The 16,178-nt window shown below is 34.8% G+C and carries 14 protein-coding genes and 2 pseudogenes; 11 read left to right on the top strand and 5 right to left on the bottom strand.

The window, feature by feature from the left end; all coding sequences use genetic code 11:
- Positions 1-82: 82 nt before the first annotated feature.
- The 3 genes from QUF99_RS02625 to QUF99_RS02635 all read left to right on the top strand — a co-directional run bounded on the left by QUF99_RS02625 (position 83) and on the right by QUF99_RS02635 (position 1,232).
- Complete coding sequence (locus tag QUF99_RS02625) at positions 83-445, top strand: hypothetical protein (RefSeq protein WP_289368522.1); 363 nt, start codon at positions 83-85, stop codon at positions 443-445.
- 282 nt (positions 446-727) lie between these two features.
- Positions 728-904 (top strand): D-alanyl-D-alanine carboxypeptidase, encoded by a 177-nt coding sequence (locus QUF99_RS02630; RefSeq protein WP_289368523.1) that lies wholly within the window; start codon positions 728-730, stop codon positions 902-904.
- A gap of 112 nt (positions 905-1,016) precedes the next feature.
- Entirely contained in the window at positions 1,017-1,232 is a 216-nt protein-coding gene (locus QUF99_RS02635) for a hypothetical protein (RefSeq protein WP_289368524.1), read from the top strand.
- A 192-nt stretch (positions 1,233-1,424) separates the two neighbouring features.
- On the opposite strand, the gene QUF99_RS02640 is transcribed toward QUF99_RS02635, so the two are convergent.
- The 4 genes and pseudogenes from QUF99_RS02640 to QUF99_RS02650 all read right to left on the bottom strand — a co-directional run bounded on the left by QUF99_RS02640 (position 1,425) and on the right by QUF99_RS02650 (position 3,363).
- Complete coding sequence (locus QUF99_RS02640; RefSeq protein ID WP_289368337.1) at positions 1,425-1,733, bottom strand: IS3 family transposase; 309 nt, start codon at positions 1,731-1,733, stop codon at positions 1,425-1,427.
- Between the two features lie 25 nt (positions 1,734-1,758).
- Positions 1,759-2,361 (bottom strand): annotated as a pseudogene (locus tag QUF99_RS28450) (IS3 family transposase); the annotation flags it as partial.
- Positions 2,304-2,627 (bottom strand): helix-turn-helix domain-containing protein, encoded by a 324-nt coding sequence (locus tag QUF99_RS02645; protein ID WP_286125494.1) that lies wholly within the window; start codon positions 2,625-2,627, stop codon positions 2,304-2,306. The gene QUF99_RS02645 and the pseudogene QUF99_RS28450, both read right to left, overlap by 58 nt.
- Positions 2,628-2,694: 67 nt before the next feature.
- Positions 2,695-3,363 carry an IS6 family transposase gene (locus QUF99_RS02650; protein WP_289368525.1) on the bottom strand — a complete coding sequence of 223 codons (669 nt, stop codon included), beginning with the start codon at positions 3,361-3,363 and terminating at the stop codon, positions 2,695-2,697.
- 175 nt (positions 3,364-3,538) lie between these two features.
- Between QUF99_RS02650 and QUF99_RS02655 the strand changes: the two genes are divergently transcribed.
- From QUF99_RS02655 to QUF99_RS02680, 6 genes and pseudogenes are all read left to right on the top strand, one after another.
- Complete coding sequence (locus QUF99_RS02655; protein ID WP_289368526.1) at positions 3,539-5,491, top strand: bifunctional metallophosphatase/5'-nucleotidase; 1,953 nt, start codon at positions 3,539-3,541, stop codon at positions 5,489-5,491.
- Positions 5,492-5,534: 43 nt separating this feature from the next.
- Positions 5,535-6,017 (top strand): annotated as a pseudogene (locus QUF99_RS02660) (IS6 family transposase); the annotation flags it as partial.
- A gap of 537 nt (positions 6,018-6,554) precedes the next feature.
- Entirely contained in the window at positions 6,555-9,170 is a 2,616-nt protein-coding gene (gene ppsA, locus QUF99_RS02665; protein ID WP_289368527.1) for a phosphoenolpyruvate synthase, read from the top strand.
- 383 nt (positions 9,171-9,553) lie between these two features.
- Positions 9,554-10,252: a response regulator transcription factor gene (locus QUF99_RS02670; RefSeq protein ID WP_289368528.1), complete on the top strand. Its 699-nt coding sequence runs from the start codon at positions 9,554-9,556 to the stop codon at positions 10,250-10,252.
- On the top strand, positions 10,245-11,351 hold the full coding sequence (locus QUF99_RS02675; RefSeq protein WP_289368529.1) for a HAMP domain-containing sensor histidine kinase: 1,107 nt from the start codon (positions 10,245-10,247) through the stop codon (positions 11,349-11,351). The genes QUF99_RS02670 and QUF99_RS02675 overlap by 8 nt, the downstream gene beginning before the upstream one ends.
- 82 nt (positions 11,352-11,433) lie before the next feature.
- The gene (locus tag QUF99_RS02680; protein WP_289368530.1) at positions 11,434-12,294 is read left to right on the top strand and encodes a M15 family metallopeptidase; all 861 of its coding nucleotides are present in this window, start codon (positions 11,434-11,436) and stop codon (positions 12,292-12,294) included.
- A 273-nt stretch (positions 12,295-12,567) separates the two neighbouring features.
- Here QUF99_RS02680 and QUF99_RS02685 read toward each other — a convergent pair whose 3' ends face one another.
- The gene (locus tag QUF99_RS02685; RefSeq protein ID WP_289368531.1) at positions 12,568-13,452 is read right to left on the bottom strand and encodes a PhzF family phenazine biosynthesis protein; all 885 of its coding nucleotides are present in this window, start codon (positions 13,450-13,452) and stop codon (positions 12,568-12,570) included.
- A 577-nt stretch (positions 13,453-14,029) separates the two neighbouring features.
- Here QUF99_RS02685 and iscB point away from each other — a divergent pair.
- Positions 14,030-15,277, top strand: a complete 1,248-nt coding sequence (gene iscB, locus QUF99_RS02690; RefSeq protein WP_289368532.1) for an RNA-guided endonuclease IscB — start codon at positions 14,030-14,032, stop codon at positions 15,275-15,277.
- 162 nt (positions 15,278-15,439) lie between these two features.
- Entirely contained in the window at positions 15,440-16,084 is a 645-nt protein-coding gene (locus QUF99_RS02695) for a hypothetical protein (protein WP_289368533.1), read from the top strand.
- The last annotated feature ends 94 nt before the right edge of the window (positions 16,085-16,178 follow it).

Raw genomic sequence — 16,178 nt, forward strand, 5'->3', positions numbered from 1 at the left:
CAAAATACAGCAAAATTGGCATTCTTCATTTGATATCCTAAGTTGGTGACTAACCGGATAGTGAATGAGGAGGAATTCTTTCATGTTAAAACGATTTTCTACACTTATTATTTTTGGAGCATTACTTATATGTTTAACTTCTTGTACATCAAATGATAAAAAAGTCTCAGCAGAAAATAAGACTACATATACCTCATATACCACTCAAGATTTACAAGAAGCATTTCCTATCGGAATGCTACTGGATAAGTACATAAGCAAAAAAAATGAGATGCATATTGAACATCCTACTAGCATTCCACTTCCGAACGGAAATGTAGGCAGGGTACTACAAGCCAAAAACGGATTTATCATTATTTGTGGTGATGAAAAAGAAATTTTTGGTGTGAAAACATTCAAAACAATGGACGATGTAAAAAATTACGAAAAGAGTTTAAAAAAATAAAACATCTGTATTCATTTACTTTTTATTTTGTCAAAAAATTATGTTATAGAGGTAGGACAATAAAAAAGCTGGAATTTCTTCAAATAACTTGCTCCTTTAGTTGAAAAAATAAATTAAAGAACTTTATTGTCACACAACACGAGTAGTTATTAGAAAAATAAAACTACCGATAATGATAGGTTATGTTAACTTGGTAAAAACACGTTATATAAAAGGGATTCCTTACTTTTATCGAGAATATACTTATGTTCTTGATTTGTTAATTAAAAGGGAGCGTTAATGATGAAATTTAATCAATTATTTTTATTTATTATTGGGGTATTTGTATGTAGTTTAGTATTTAATTTTGTTACAGGTAAATCTGATTGGAGTGTTTTTTTCTTATTGATACTAGGGGCGATTTCAGGTTATCAAATTGGTAAAAATGAAATTAAAAAACAGGTAAACAATATAAATTAAATTACTACCGTTAACGAGAATTATGTTAATAATACCTCATGATGTGGTAAAATTTAGGTGTTGTATTAATATGAATATACATGAAGTTTAGAAAAGAAAGAGGAGGATTTTTATGGTCGATAATTATATAAATGAAAAAGATCATCTTTTTTATAAAAAACGTTTTTATAATGTTTTAGCTTCAATTCCTCTTGTAGTTATCTCGCTAATAGTAACATATTTATTAGATTTGGGATTAACTTTTTTTGTAACCTTAACTGGCATTGCAGTAATAACTTTATTAATTCAGTTCATTTATTATTATTCAAAGTGGAAAAAAATTTCTTAAGTAACTTTTCTAATAGTTTTATGAATAAAAAGGGTTCTGGTGCAAAAATAAAATAAAAGAGAATAAAGCGCATATATTCCTAACGGAATCGTATCTTATGCTGCAAGTCCAAACAATTGATGGATGAATTCTTTCTGATTTTGGACAGACTGGTTGGTCTTACCCCCGTCAAGTAGACAACTGTAAAAAAGACTATGCAGCCATCGAAATTCGATATTCAATTGGAGCTCGATGGTTGAGTCTTTTTTGAAATCGTTTGTAATTATAGTGATAGATGTAGGTTTCAATTGTTTGAATGAGTTCTTTCTCGTTTTGATAAGAATTAAGATTAAACATTTCAGATTTAAAATGAGAGAAGAATGATTCAATGCAAGCATTATCATGGCAGTTTCCTTTGCGAGAGTGGCTGCCGATGGCACCTAGTTGTTGAAGCGCATGATAATAAGCACGAGATGTATATTGGAATCCTTGATCCTTGATCTGAGTGGATGATGGTTCCATACACATCTCTTTTTTGTGCTGCTAAACCTAATGTTTTTAGAACAAGTTGTAAATCATTGCGATGCGAGAGTTTCCAAGCTACGATTTCATTGTTATAAATGTCTTGAACGACTGATAAATAGAGAAATTTATCTTTGAATGACAAATAAGTGATATCTGTAACAAGTACCTCATTTGGCTTTCGATTTCGGAATTGTTGTTCTACTACATTTGGAAAAACCTTTGAGGATTTACCTTTGAAAAAGCGTCGCTTTTTACGGATGATTGATTGAATTTGGAGTTCTCGCATAAGTCTGTATACCTTTTTGTGGCTCACTAAAAATCCAGCATCTCGCAAGGCAACTTTCATGCGAGGATAACCGTATTCCTTGTGTTTTATATGAATGGCCTGAATCTGTTCACGCAGTGTATAATCTTTTGAAAGGCGTAATTGTCTTTGTATACATGTTGAGCGCCACTTATAGTAACTAGAGCGATTTAACTGCGCAATGATGACAAGCCATGTTACTTTATATTGAGAACGTAGTTCTTCAATAATCTCATACTTAGCTGTTTGGGCAAGAACACCTCCTATAGATTTGGATACCGCTTTTTTAAATACGCTACCTGAGCCTTGTAATATTCTAATTCCTCTTCAACACTATTGAATTTCGTACGAAGACGACCTTTCAAGGGGTTTTTTAAACCACTATTACCACCGTTGTTTCTTCGTAAATCTGAAATGTCGCCTGTTTCTTGATATTTCCGAACCCAATTCATTAACTGTGTTCTACTTTTCAGCTTATATTTCTTAGCTATAGCTGATTGGCTACCCTCACCATTTAAATAACTTTTTACAACTTGTATCTTTAATTCATTTGAATACGTTTGAAATGTATCTACTTTTTTAACCATAATAAAATCCCCTCCAAGTAAAAGTGTAACACCCATGTCTATTCATGGTCTTTTTACACTGTCTACCTTAAGGGGATAATATCAGATCCCGTAAATCACTCTGTTCTTTTTTGATCATATGCATGGCTTCTACTCCCGAAAGAATGAATGTAGCTGTGTCAAAAGACTTGAATCCCAACATAGAACGCACACGTTTCTTAATAAAACGGTGGTCTTGTTCTACTATATTATTGAGATATCTAACTTGCCTTAGTTGTATACCTTCAGGCATATGTTTCTCTTCTTTTAACTCTTGAATCGCTACAGGGTAGGCAGGGTTCTTATCCACTGTTATCACGCGAGGTTTAGAAACGTACGAAAAAGCCAAGGCTTTCTTGAAAAAGCGCTTGGCTGCTTGTTTATTTCTTGATTCACATAGATAAAAATCAATCGTATTCCCTTCTGAATCGACTGCACGATATAAGTACATCCATTGTCCTTTTACTTTAATATAGGTTTCATCGACTCTCCAAGAGTCATTAGTTAGCTTAAGGTGACGTCGTACTCTTGCATCTAATTCAGGTCCATATTGATGAATCCAACGCATAATGGTTGTGTGGGCAACGGACAAACCTCGTTCCTCCATCATTTCCACCAAATCACGAAAGCTCAAGTTGTACCGTAGATACCATCTCACCGTTAATAAAATAATGTCAGGCTGATAATGTTTCCATTTGAACAAATTTTGGTTTTCCATACCGATTACACCCTTTTTTAGAGTAATAGTATCAGTATATCCAAGTTTAAGAGATTTTTTTGCACCAGAACCTCCAAAATTATCTTTTGTAGTTGAAGTTTTCCAAATAATAAGTTACATTTTTAAAGTTCAAGCAACTTTATGACAGTACAAAAAGGGGAGAAATATTGTTATTATGCCAAAAATGAAATGGAAGAACTATGTATGTTATTTTGTTATTCTTATACTTCTTGGAACAGCAGTAACAGTCAAACCAGCTATCTCTAAAGCTGAGGAATCTGATGTTAATATCACATTATTGGGTACTGCAGATATTCATGGTAGATTTATGCCTTGGGATTATGCGCTTGATGGTGCAAATATGAGTGGAAGTTTAACGCAGCTTTATACGGTTATAAAGAAGGTACGTCAAGAAAATCCAAATACCATATTATTAGATGCCGGGGATACAATTCAAGGAAACTCAGTAGAATTATTCAATGATAAGCCACAATCTCCAATGATGGTAGCGATGAACGCAATGGGATATGATGCTTGGGCATTTGGAAATCATGAATTCAACTTTGGATTAGATACATTGAAAAAAGTTAGTGAGCAATATAAGGGAAAGACGTTAGCAGGAAATATTTATAAGGAGAATGGAGAGCGTTTTCTTCCTGCATATACGATTGTTGAAAAAGGTGGAATTAAAGTTGGGATTATTGGCATGAATACACCAATGATTAGTGATTTTGAAAAAGGGACAGATCATTTGGCTGGTTTAGTGGTGAAAAATCCAGTAGAAGAGACAAAAAAGGTAATTAAAGAATTAGAAGGTAAAGTAGATGTAATGGTAGGGGTTATGCATATGGGACTAGAAAATGAGAATGGAATCCCTGGTACTGGGGTTCAAGATATTGCGAATGCTTGTCCGGAAATAAGCGCTATTTTTGCAGCTCATATGCATAAACTTGTTAAAAAAGAAGTTGTAAATGGTGTTATTATTACAGAACCAGATAAATATGGAACGCATATCTCACGTATTGACCTTACTTTTACAAAGAAAGATGGCAAGCTGGTTTTAAAAGATAAAACAGCTACCGCTTTACCTGTAAAAAATGCTGATGGAACAACGGTATTATCTGATCCTACACTTGAAGCAACACTAACACCTTTTCACGAGTATGCGAGAGGAGATGCAAATGTTGTAGTCGCTCAATTAAAGGGTAGAAATCTTGTTCCTGAAAATGAAATAAAGGGTATTCCAAGTGTACAAATTCAAGAGACACCTTTATCAGATTTTTTTCATGAAGTCATGCTCTATTACAGCAAAGCAGATGTAGTAGCCCATCAAATTGATAACGATTATGCCCGTTTGGATGTAGGTCCTATTAAGAAGAAAGATATTGCGTATAATTACCAATATGCTTTGGGAGAAATTACAGTATATAAGATAACTGGGAAAGATTTAAAAGACTACATGGAATGGGCGGCAGGGTATTTTAACTCATCTCGTGCCGGAGATGTAACAGTTAGCTTTGATAAAACCCGCCGTGCGTCTAAATACAGTACGAACGATTTCTTTGGAGGCGTAAAATACGAAATTGACTTAACAAAACCATATGGAAGTAGAATTACAAATTTACGATCTATTCGTACAAATAAACCAATTAAAATGAGCGATTTTATGACGCTGGGAATGAATGCATATAGAATGGAGGCTCTTCAGGCAAAAGGGGGAGCTTTAGAGGGACGTAAGTTTGAACAAATTTGGTCATCTAAACAAGAGAATGCATTCGGAGAAACAGGTGGAACCATTCGTAACCTTGCTATTACATATTTAAAAGAGGTAAAGAATGGTGTATACACGCCAAAAGTTATGCATAATTGGAAAATTATCGGTGTAGATACACATTCTTCAGAGCATAAGGCTGTAGTGGATCTTGTAAATAAAGGAATTTTAGAAATTCCAAAAACAGAAGATGGAAAATATACAAATATAGCATCTATAAATACTAAAGATTCAATTACAAAAGAAGAGATTGTAGCACTCTCTCAAAAAGCTAATATTAATCCGAATCAGTTTAATCATGTAAAAACAAAAGGTGAATTTTACAAAAAACTTAATAGGATTATTAAAAAAATATAAGAAAAATCTGGTTCTGTTGCAAAGTTTTCGAAACTCAAGTACACTTTGGAAAAAGATGAACGTACACTTATCTTGGAAACTGGATGAAACCTATATAAAAGTCAAAGGGAAATGGTGTTATTTATATCGTACGATTGATAAAGAAGGCCATACGCTTGATATTCAACTTCGTAAAAAGCGAGATAATCAGGCGGCATATGCCCTTATGAAAAGATTGGTTAAAACTTTTGGGGAACCAACGATTCTGACAACAGATAAAGCGCCAGCGTTACTTTGTGCATTTAAAAAGTTAAAGGAGAAAGGATTTTACAAAAGCACCGTTCATTGTACCGTTAAACATATGAATAATCGTATAGAACAAGACCACCGACATGTGAAAAGTCGTTTTCAAACGCTCCAGCATGCTTCTCGTACAATAAAAGGCATTGAAACCATTCATGCCCTATACAAACAAAGGCGAAGTCTTCAAATAGGCTCCGCCTTTTCGGTGTATAACGAATTACAGGAATTATTAATGGTTGCATAACCATTTAACGATGCAACCCTAGATTCTCTATGTGTTGGGTAACTTTGCAACAGAACCGGTGCTTTAATGGGGTAACGAAAAAAGCCCAATTTCTTAATATTAATACTAAGAAATTGGGCTTTTTAATATTGGAATTTCTTAACGTTGTAAATCCGTATTTTCCTGACGCTACACTAAATGATTGGATATTTGGATATCATTTTTTGTGAGTCATTTATCTTGTAAAATGGGGTTTTTCTTCCTTTGAATTTGCAACAAGTATGGTCGTGTAAATACATTGATAAAAATGAGAAACTGTGGTAAATTTATATAGATACACCATTAATTGATTTTTGTGCAAATAATCCCTATTTTAATTATACATCATAAAATTCTTTTCAGTCAATCCCTATTTTTATTTTTTTAAAGGCGTGTTTGATATGAACATGGAACTTCGCCAGGAGCAAGAACGAGTGGACAGCGTAATTGGTTGATCAGATGAACAATTTTTGTCATATGATTCGTCTTGGTATTGAGCGATAAATGGGAGGGAAAGAAATGAAACCATATGTACTAGAGTTTCGGGAGATCGATAAAACGAGACAAATGGTGGTCGGTGGCAAAGGGATGAATTTGGGCGAATGTTCGAGGATTGAAGGAATACTTGTACCAGAGGGATTTTGTGTTACCACTGAGGCATATAAAAGAGTCATTGGGAAAAATGAGGAGCTTCATCAATTACTGGATCAACTAGCAGTTCAAAAAGTGGACGAACGAGAAAGAATTAGTGAAATTAGCAGGAAGATTCGTGAGCTGATTGAGGGGATCGAGATCGAGAAGGGGATCGAAGAAGATATCGATCGATGTCTCTTAACTTTTGGATTCGAGCATGCATATGCTGTTCGTTCAAGTGCTACAGCCGAGGATCTTCCATTTTCCTCCTTTGCTGGTCAACAGGACACCTATTTAAATATCATCGGAAAAGATGCATTATTGCGACATATCAGTAAATGTTGGGCTTCCCTATTTACTGATCGCGCAGTAATTTACCGAATCAAAAACGGATTTGATCACAGCCAAGTTTACCTATCCGTTATCATTCAACGGATGATTTTCCCACAGGCTTCAGGAATTTTATTTACTGCTGATCCGATTACTTCCAATCGAAAGCTACTATCGATCGATGCTAGCTTTGGACTAGGAGAGGCCCTTGTCTCCGGCTTGGTATCTGCGGATTGCTATAAGGTGCAAGAAGATAAAATCGTCAATAAGATGATAGCAACCAAAAAATTGGCTATCTATGGACGAAAAGAAGGCGGAACAGAGACACAGCAGATCGATCCTGATCAGCAAAAGACGCAAACACTTACTGAACAACAAATTTTACAGCTCGCACGCATAGGCAGAGAGATTGAAGCTTATTTTGGTTGCCCACAAGATATCGAATGGTGTCTGGCTGACGAGACATTTTATATCGTGCAAAGTCGTCCCATCACTACTTTATACCCTGTCCCTGAAGCAGATGATCAAGCGAATCGTGTTTATGTATCTGTCGGTCATGTGCAGATGATGACGGAACCGATTAAGCCACTTGGCATGTCCCTCTTTCATTTAACCTATGATCAACCGTTGCGACACGCAGGTGGGAGAATGTTTATCGATCACACACATATTCTTGCTTCACCTGTCAGCAGAAAAATTTTATTAAATGCAATGGAACAATCCGATCCGCTCATAAAAGACGCACTCATGACCATAGTAGAGCGAGAAGATTTTATAAAATCGTTACCCAATAATAAAAAAGTACGGAGTCTCAGTGAAAGCAATAAAGGTATGTCTTGGGGTTCTCTAGCACAAAACCTCCAAAACGATCCGACAATCGTTCTTGATTTGATTAAGAGTAGTGAAACATCAATAGAAGAGTTAAAACAAAACATCCAAACGAAATCAGGATTGGATTTATTTGATTTTATTCTAGAAGATTACCAGCAATTAAAGAAGATTTTATTTGACCCACAAAGTTCGGGTGTGATTATGGCTGCTATGGATGCTTCATCATGGATCAATGAAAAAATGAACAAGTGGTTAGGTGAAAAAAACGTAGCAGACACGCTGTCTCTATCTGTACCAAACAATATTACTTCGGAAATGGGTCTGGCGCTATTGGATGTCGCCGATGTGATTCGTCCTTATCCGGAAGTAATCAATTATTTACAACATGTAAAAGATGATAACTTTTTGGATGAACTAGTAAAGTTTGATGGTGGACAGGAAACCCAAGACGCTATCTATGCTTATCTCAACAAATACGGAATGCGATGTACCGGAGAAATCGATATTACTAAACCTCGTTGGAGCGAAAAACCAACTACACTCATCCCTATGATTCTCAGTAACATCAAAAACTTTGAGCCTAATGCTAGCAATCGGAAATTCGAGCAAGGGCAACGGGAAGCTTTGGAAAAAGAACAAGAGTTATTAGATCGATTGAAGCAATTACCGGATGGTGAACAAAAAGCCAAAGAAACAAAACGAATGATCAGCCTGATCCGGAATTTCATCGGTTATCGGGAGTATCCAAAATACGGCATGATTAATCGCTACTTCGTCTATAAACAGGCTTTGATGAAAGAAGTCGAACAGCTTGTACAAGCCAAAGTTATTCGTGAAAAAGAAGATATATACTATCTTACTTTTGAGGAACTTCGTGAAGTCGTACGCACAAATAAATTGGATTACCAGATCATCAGCAAACGAAAAGAAGAGTACAAACTATATGAAAAACTAACTCCCCCACGTGTTATCACGTCTGATGGTGAAATCATTGTAGGTAAACACAAAGGAGAAAATCTCCCAGCCGAAGCTATTGTAGGTCTACCGGTTTCTTCCGGACTTATAGAGGGCAGAGCACGCGTCATCTTAAAAATGGAAGATGCAGATCTAGAAGATGGAGATATACTGGTTACAACCTTCACTGATCCTAGCTGGACACCATTGTTTGTATCCATAAAAGGACTTGTCACCGAAGTTGGCGGACTGATGACCCATGGAGCAGTCATCGCACGTGAATATGGCTTACCTACCGTTGTCGGTGTTGAAAATGCCACCAAGCTGATAAAAGATGGGCAACGTATTCGAGTAAATGGAACAGAAGGTTATATAGAAATACTATAATTCATTACATTTAAATCATAAAAGAAGAGCATTCGAATTAGGAGAATCATTGACATCATGGTGCTTTGCGGTCTATGTTAAGAACCCTGTCACTAGGACATATAAGGGGGCAGTAACTGAAGATCGATATTAATGTCTGTTAAGATTATCTTGAAATCGAGTCTTCTGTTAAAGGGCGCGTTTGTGGAATAAATATAAAAGGATCATACATATTAGCAGGACTAATATGTATGATCCTTTTTTCTTTTCACGCAAAATAAGTATTAAAAAAAGTACAAAATAAATGCAAAAGTTACAGGTAAGACCATTTTTAGGGTGGTATAAATGGAGCAGACTAGTTTAAAATTGAGCGTATGAAAACGAAATGAGATAGGGGGAATAAAATGAAGCGTATTTCAATTTTAATAACTGATGATGAGGTGGAAATTGCTGAATTAATTGGGATACATTTAGAAAAAGAAGGTTATCATGTTGTGAAAGCTACTGATGGAGAAGAAGCAGTTCGTATCATTCAATCACAGCCAATCGATTTAGTTGTTTTAGATATTATGATGCCAAAAATGGACGGTTATGAAGTAACGCGACAAATTCGTATGAAACATCATATGCCTATCATTTTCTTAAGTGCGAAAACATCTGATTTTGATAAGGTGACAGGTCTTGTACTAGGCGCGGATGATTATATGACGAAGCCTTTCACACCGATTGAATTAGTTGCGCGTGTAAATGCACAACTACGCCGATTTCTTACGTTAAATCAGCCGAAAGTAGAGGAGAATAAATCCGTTTTAGAAGTAGGCGGAGTTGTTATTGATCCTGAGCGACGAACGGTAAATGTATACGGAGAGCAAATTGAATTAACCCCAAAAGAATTTGATATTTTATATTTATTAGCGAGTCATCCGAAGAAAGTATATAGTGTTGAAAATATCTTTCAGCAAGTATGGGCAGATGATTATTACGAAGGTGGAAATACAGTTATGGTACATATTCGTACTTTACGAAAAAAACTTGGGGAGGATAAAAGAAAGAATAAGTTAATAAAAACGGTATGGGGGGTAGGCTATACTTTCAATGGCTAAAATGATGAGAAGCTTTCGTTTTAAAATGATCGCCTTGTTTACGTTAAGTATGGTATTAGCAGCTGGCGTAACATATATGATTTATAAAGGATTACAGTTCTATTATAAAACGATGGTGCGCTATGAAGATCCTTTAGCAAAATTTAGGTCAATAGTAAGAGAGTTTGGAGATATTAATTTCTTTTTGATTTTCTTTATCCCACTATCTATTTTATTCTTTTTCTTTTTAACAAAACCATACTTAAAGTATTTTAATGAAATTTCTAACGGCATTCATTATCTCGCTAACGGTGATTTTACAAATAAAGTTCATATTTCATCAAATGATGAATTCGGAAATATTGCGCGTGAAATTAACTTAACGAGCGAAAAGTTAAAAGAAGCGGTTGAAAGAGGAGGCTTTGCAGAAAGTAGTAAAGATCAGCTGGTTGTTAACTTAGCTCATGATTTAAGAACGCCATTAACATCTGTTTTAGGTTATTTAGATTTAATTCTTAAAGATGAGAATTTGACGAAGGAACAGATTAAACATTTTTCTACGATTGCATTTACGAAATCGCAGCGACTTGAAAGTTTAATTGATGAGTTATTTGAAATTACGCGAATGAATTATGGCATGCTAAAGTTAGATAAAAAAACAATTGATATAAGTGAGTTGCTTATACAGTTAGATGAGGAATTATATCCGTTATTAGAGAAGCGAAATTTAGAAGCTAGATTGAATGTTAATTCTCATTTACCTATTAATGGTGACGGAAAATTGTTAGCTAGAGTATTTGAAAACCTTTTAACGAATGCTATTCGCTACGGATATGATGGGCAATTTGTTGATATGAATGGATATATTGATAATGGAGAAGTTGTCGTACAAATTATTAATTACGGAGATAGCATTCCAGAAGAAGATTTGCCATATCTTTTTGATATGTTTTATACAGGTGATAAAGCTAGAACGGAGCAACAAGACGGTACAGGTCTTGGATTATTTATTGCAAAAAATATTTTGGAGCAGCATAATGGAACGATCTCTGCTGAAAGTAATGTAATAAGAACAATATTTGAAGTGAGATTGCCAAAAGAAGATAGTTCGGAAATTTAATAAAAATTTTAAGTTTACCCCACTTTTTATTTTAATAGTTTTTTCTATCCTATAGGTATGTTAGGTCAAGGAGGAACTCGGAATGAAGAAGTGGGTATTTATTTCTCTTTTTATATTGTGCACAGTATGTGTTGGGATTTATATAGCACCGTTATTTCAAAAGGGAATAGATGTTAAAATCGTAGAAAAAGATGATAAAGTAAATGCAGCGAATACTGAAAAGAAAGAGATTACAAAGGAACAAATTCATAAAGGGGATTTATTACTAGTTAATAAAGATTACCCTATTAAGAAAGATAGTATAAGGTCCGATATTATAAATGTATTTCAAAATACTGAATTAGTAAGAGGGTATGTGATATTTGATAGAAACCTTCGCTTATCAAAGGATATTGTGAAAAAGTTTTTGAAGATTGTAGATGCAGCAGAAAAAGAAGGAGTGCAGCATTTTTTGATGAGTAGCGGTTATCGAGATTTTAAAGAACAAAGGAAGCTATATGAGGAAATGGGCTCTGATTACGCACTTCCAGCAGGATATAGTGAACATAATTTAGGGTTATCACTTGATGTTGGGTCTACTCAAATGAAAATGGAGAAAGCTCCTGAAGGAAAATGGATTGAGGAAAACGTATGGAAATACGGATTTGTTTTACGCTATCCGAAAAATAAAAGTAATATTACAGGGATTCAATATGAGCCATGGCATATACGTTATGTCGGTTTACCTCATAGTGCTGTTATGCAAAAAAATAATTTTACCTTAGAGGAATATTTGGATTTCTTAAAAGAGAAAAAAGAAATTTCAACGTATGTTGAAGGTAAAAAGTATACGACTTCTTATTATAAAGTTCCAGAGAATATTAACGTGAATGTTCCAGTGAATAAGCATTACGAAATTTCAGGGGACAATATGGGTGGAGTTATTGTGACTGTTTATGAATAAGTAAAGAAGCTATTCTAAATATTGGATAGCTTCTTTGTAATTGGCGCATTTGAAACATAGTAGAGGAACCTTCCTAGCTAATTGTTCCAAAGCATGTGGTGACATATTCCGCTGCAATTCCTTAGAAAATAATTGTAATTCATCAGTAATCGATAGATTCATAAAAAATACAATCCTTTCTATATATTTCTATAAAAATTATAGCGTTCTGACGAATTATGGACATAAATTTATCTTAGGGTGTTAGCAATATAGCGATACTACTATAATAAATTAAATAAAGAACTTACCTTCAACCACTTTTTTACCAGTACCACCTATATACAGTTCTATATTTCCTTCTTTTTTAGATATAAACAATTCTATTAAACAAGGCATTTTTACAATTGCGCCTTGCTCAGCTCGAAGATGAATAAACTTTTGTTCATTATAATAATTTTTGGCAAGAAATGCCCCAACAGCAGCGTTCCCCATTCCACAAGCAGGATCCTCTATACCTTCTCTAGGGCAAAGATTTCTAGTGTGGAAATCAAAATTTTCTCCATAAGTATCAAATGTAAATACTTGTACTTCACGAACAGCCAAATTCTCACACAACTCTTGTAACAATTGAACATTACGTTTAACTGACATTAATGTACTTAAAGAATTTACTGCTATCACTAAATATTTTACACCTAAATCAATCGTTTGAATTGGGAGATTGAAATTAATATCAGCTTCATTTATCCCTAAAGTATTTGCAATTGTCTTTTTGTCTATTATTGGTGAAATAAACTTAGGAGAGCTTTGCTTCATTTTTACAATCACTTGATTTTCAATGTTTTCAATAACAACTTCACGTATTCCATTTTGAGTTTCGATTTGATATATTTTCTTTTTATTGAGATCAATTATCTTAGCATTTACTAATGCTATACATGCTGCTATTGTTGGATGTCCAGCGAGCGATACTTCTTTAATAGGAGTAAAATATCGAAATAGAAAATCTGCATTATTAGAGGGATAAACAAATACGGTCTCCACAAGGTTTATCTGCTTAGCAATATTTTGCAAAGTATTATTATTCAAACCGCTAGGATTAAAAAAAACAGCAGCGGGATTTCCAGTTAAATTTTCACCAGAAAAACTATTGATTACCATAAAGTCTTTTTCCAATTTAATTTAATACCTCCTATATGGAACCTATAAATACTAATTTTAATATAAACCAATTCCTATTTTAATGGTCAAAATTCTTGCAAGGAATTTTGTAAACTTATATGTACTAATAAAATTTTCGTTTAGGGTGAAATCTAAAGTCTTAGCTTGATGGGCAGGGGCTGAACCCAAAGTTCCCCTGTTTTTATTGCAAGTTAATGGTATTGACTGGTCGTTTGGAAGTAAGGTTTTTTCCTTCTGGCAGGATGCAAAGACTTGATATGGTTGATTTGAATAGGCTACACTGAATTGGACAGTTATTAAGTTCTAGTACAGTCAACTACCCACCACTTAAACGCTAACGCGTTTTGAAGTGGGGGCTTGTAAAAAAGCCCTGGTTGTCTAGCCTCAGCCTTTTGTAGACTACGTTCGTAGGTTGCATATCCAAGAATAATTCCCTAGTTCTTGGCTCTATGGTGGCTCTGTAACAGTTCTGGTTGGGAAGGAACGGTCAACCACAAGCCTTCTTTCATAAGAAGTTGCTAACACCTACAAACATTGGCGAAGGGAAACAAACTCTTAGGAGGGGCAAAACATGCGTGTATTTGTCAAGAATTTACGAGGAGAACCGCTCATGCCTTGCAGTACTCGTAAGGCACGGCTTCTTCTCAAACAGGGGAAAGCAAAAATTATAGGTTACACACCGTTTACCATTCAATTGCAATATGCGACTGGTGAAACAGTACAACCTGTTACAATCGGTGTCGATAGCGGTACAAAATATGTGGGGATCGCGATTACAACAGAGGAAAAAGTACTAGTGAAAGGAACCATTGAATTACGTCAGGATGTGAAAGAGAACCTTACTCTTAGAGCTACATTACGTAGAAGCCGAAGACAACGTAAAACCCGCTACCGAAAAGCACGTTTTCTCAATCGAAAAAAGAAAGAGGGCTGGCTTCCACCATCGATTCAAAGCCGAACCGATAACATCATTCATTGGACTGAAACATTCAAATCACTATTACCTTCACCAAAAATCATTGTAGAAGTCGGCAAGTTTGATGTACAAAAACTAAAGAACCCTGATATACAAGGGAAAGAATATCAACAAGGAGACGCATTTGGCTTTTGGAATATAAGATACTATGTATTTGCAAGAGACCATTATACATGTCAAATCTGTAAGAAAAAAGGTGGTATTTTACACACGCACCATATCATTGAGCGACATAAGGGTGGTTCAGATATGGTAGAGAACCTTGTAACGGTACATGAAGAATGTCATCAAAAATTCCACCAAGGAAAAATTAAACACATTTTTAAGAAACCAAAACAGTATAAAGAGACCGCCTTTATGAATATTTTGCGACTTCAAATCATGAAGCGTTTAGATTGTGAGATTACGTATGGGAGTTACACAACACCGAAGCGAAAAGAATTAAGGTTATCTAAAACACACTATAATGATGCCATTGCGATTACAAATCCGAAACAATTACGAGAATATTATCAAAGTGGTGAGTTTCGCATCAAGCAATTTAGAAAGAAAAAGCGTTCTCTTCATGAAGCAACTGCAAGAAAAGGAAGAAAAACGAAAAATAGAACAGCGAAAAGAAATAATAAAAATACACCGTACGTAGGCACAATGTATCTAGGTGATAAGGTGAAAGCGTTTGGACAAATAGGATTCGTGACAGGATTTACAGGGAAGGTGGTGTATGTGCAAGATTTGGACGGCCATTATATACAAAATCCTGCTAAATCTTATAAACAAGTGAATATATCAGATATTGAATGTATGCACCACAATCATAATTGGTTATTCTTACAAGTCAGTTAGGCGATGCCTAACCGAAATTCATCCCCACCTGATCGCTTGGCTATCGCCCGTCACGCGCTTGAAGATGGGGACTTCTTTCGGGAAGCACGTTAAAAACAAATCATTAGAGAACGTCATGGGCAAACGTGAGTTTGAGGCGATAGCAGCAGAATGGAGGATATTATGATAAAAATCGGTAGAGATGGTGAAGCTTACTGGAGTGAAACCGTTGATTTAGGTGTTTTAGGTAAGTTCAATAGCATTTTTATAAATTTAGATGGATGCGATATAACAGGGGCGACGGATGATATGTCCCAAGAAGAGAAGATAGAAAAAGCTACAAAATATTATGGTAATAGATTCAAGGAGTTAGAAGCAAATGCGGGTTTTATAAATGAGCAATTTCTAATGTGGATTATAACGCACTTATGTGATATAGAATATCCATTTTGGGAATTTGGTGATGAAGATGAAGGCAGTGAAGATTATCCAGATTATATAGTTAAAGAAGAAATAAAAAAATTCGAAGATGAAAATGGACAATTGAAACATGATCCGTATAGTCCAAGTCCGATTTATAAAGAAATTCAGGAATATAATGCATATAATAATGAAGATAATTTATCAAGCTATGAAATTATAGCGAAATATTTACCAGTTCTTGATTTTAAAAAACTTGTAGATACAATTAGAGCTGATAGCATAGATACATATGAAGATAACATAAACTTTCAAGTGAGTAGCGAGGTTTGTGGTGGTATGTTACTTTGTGCTACTTACGGAACAATATATGCCAATAATGAGCTAGAAGTTACGCATAATTGTTAATACAAAAGGGCGCTTTAATGGAAGATGATGGCTAACGATAATATGTAATACTGAATCAAAGATAATTAAATAAATATCATTATTACTACACGAC

The sequence above is a fragment of the Bacillus sp. DX4.1 genome (assembly GCF_030348195.1).
Classification (GTDB): domain Bacteria; phylum Bacillota; class Bacilli; order Bacillales; family Bacillaceae_G; genus Bacillus_A.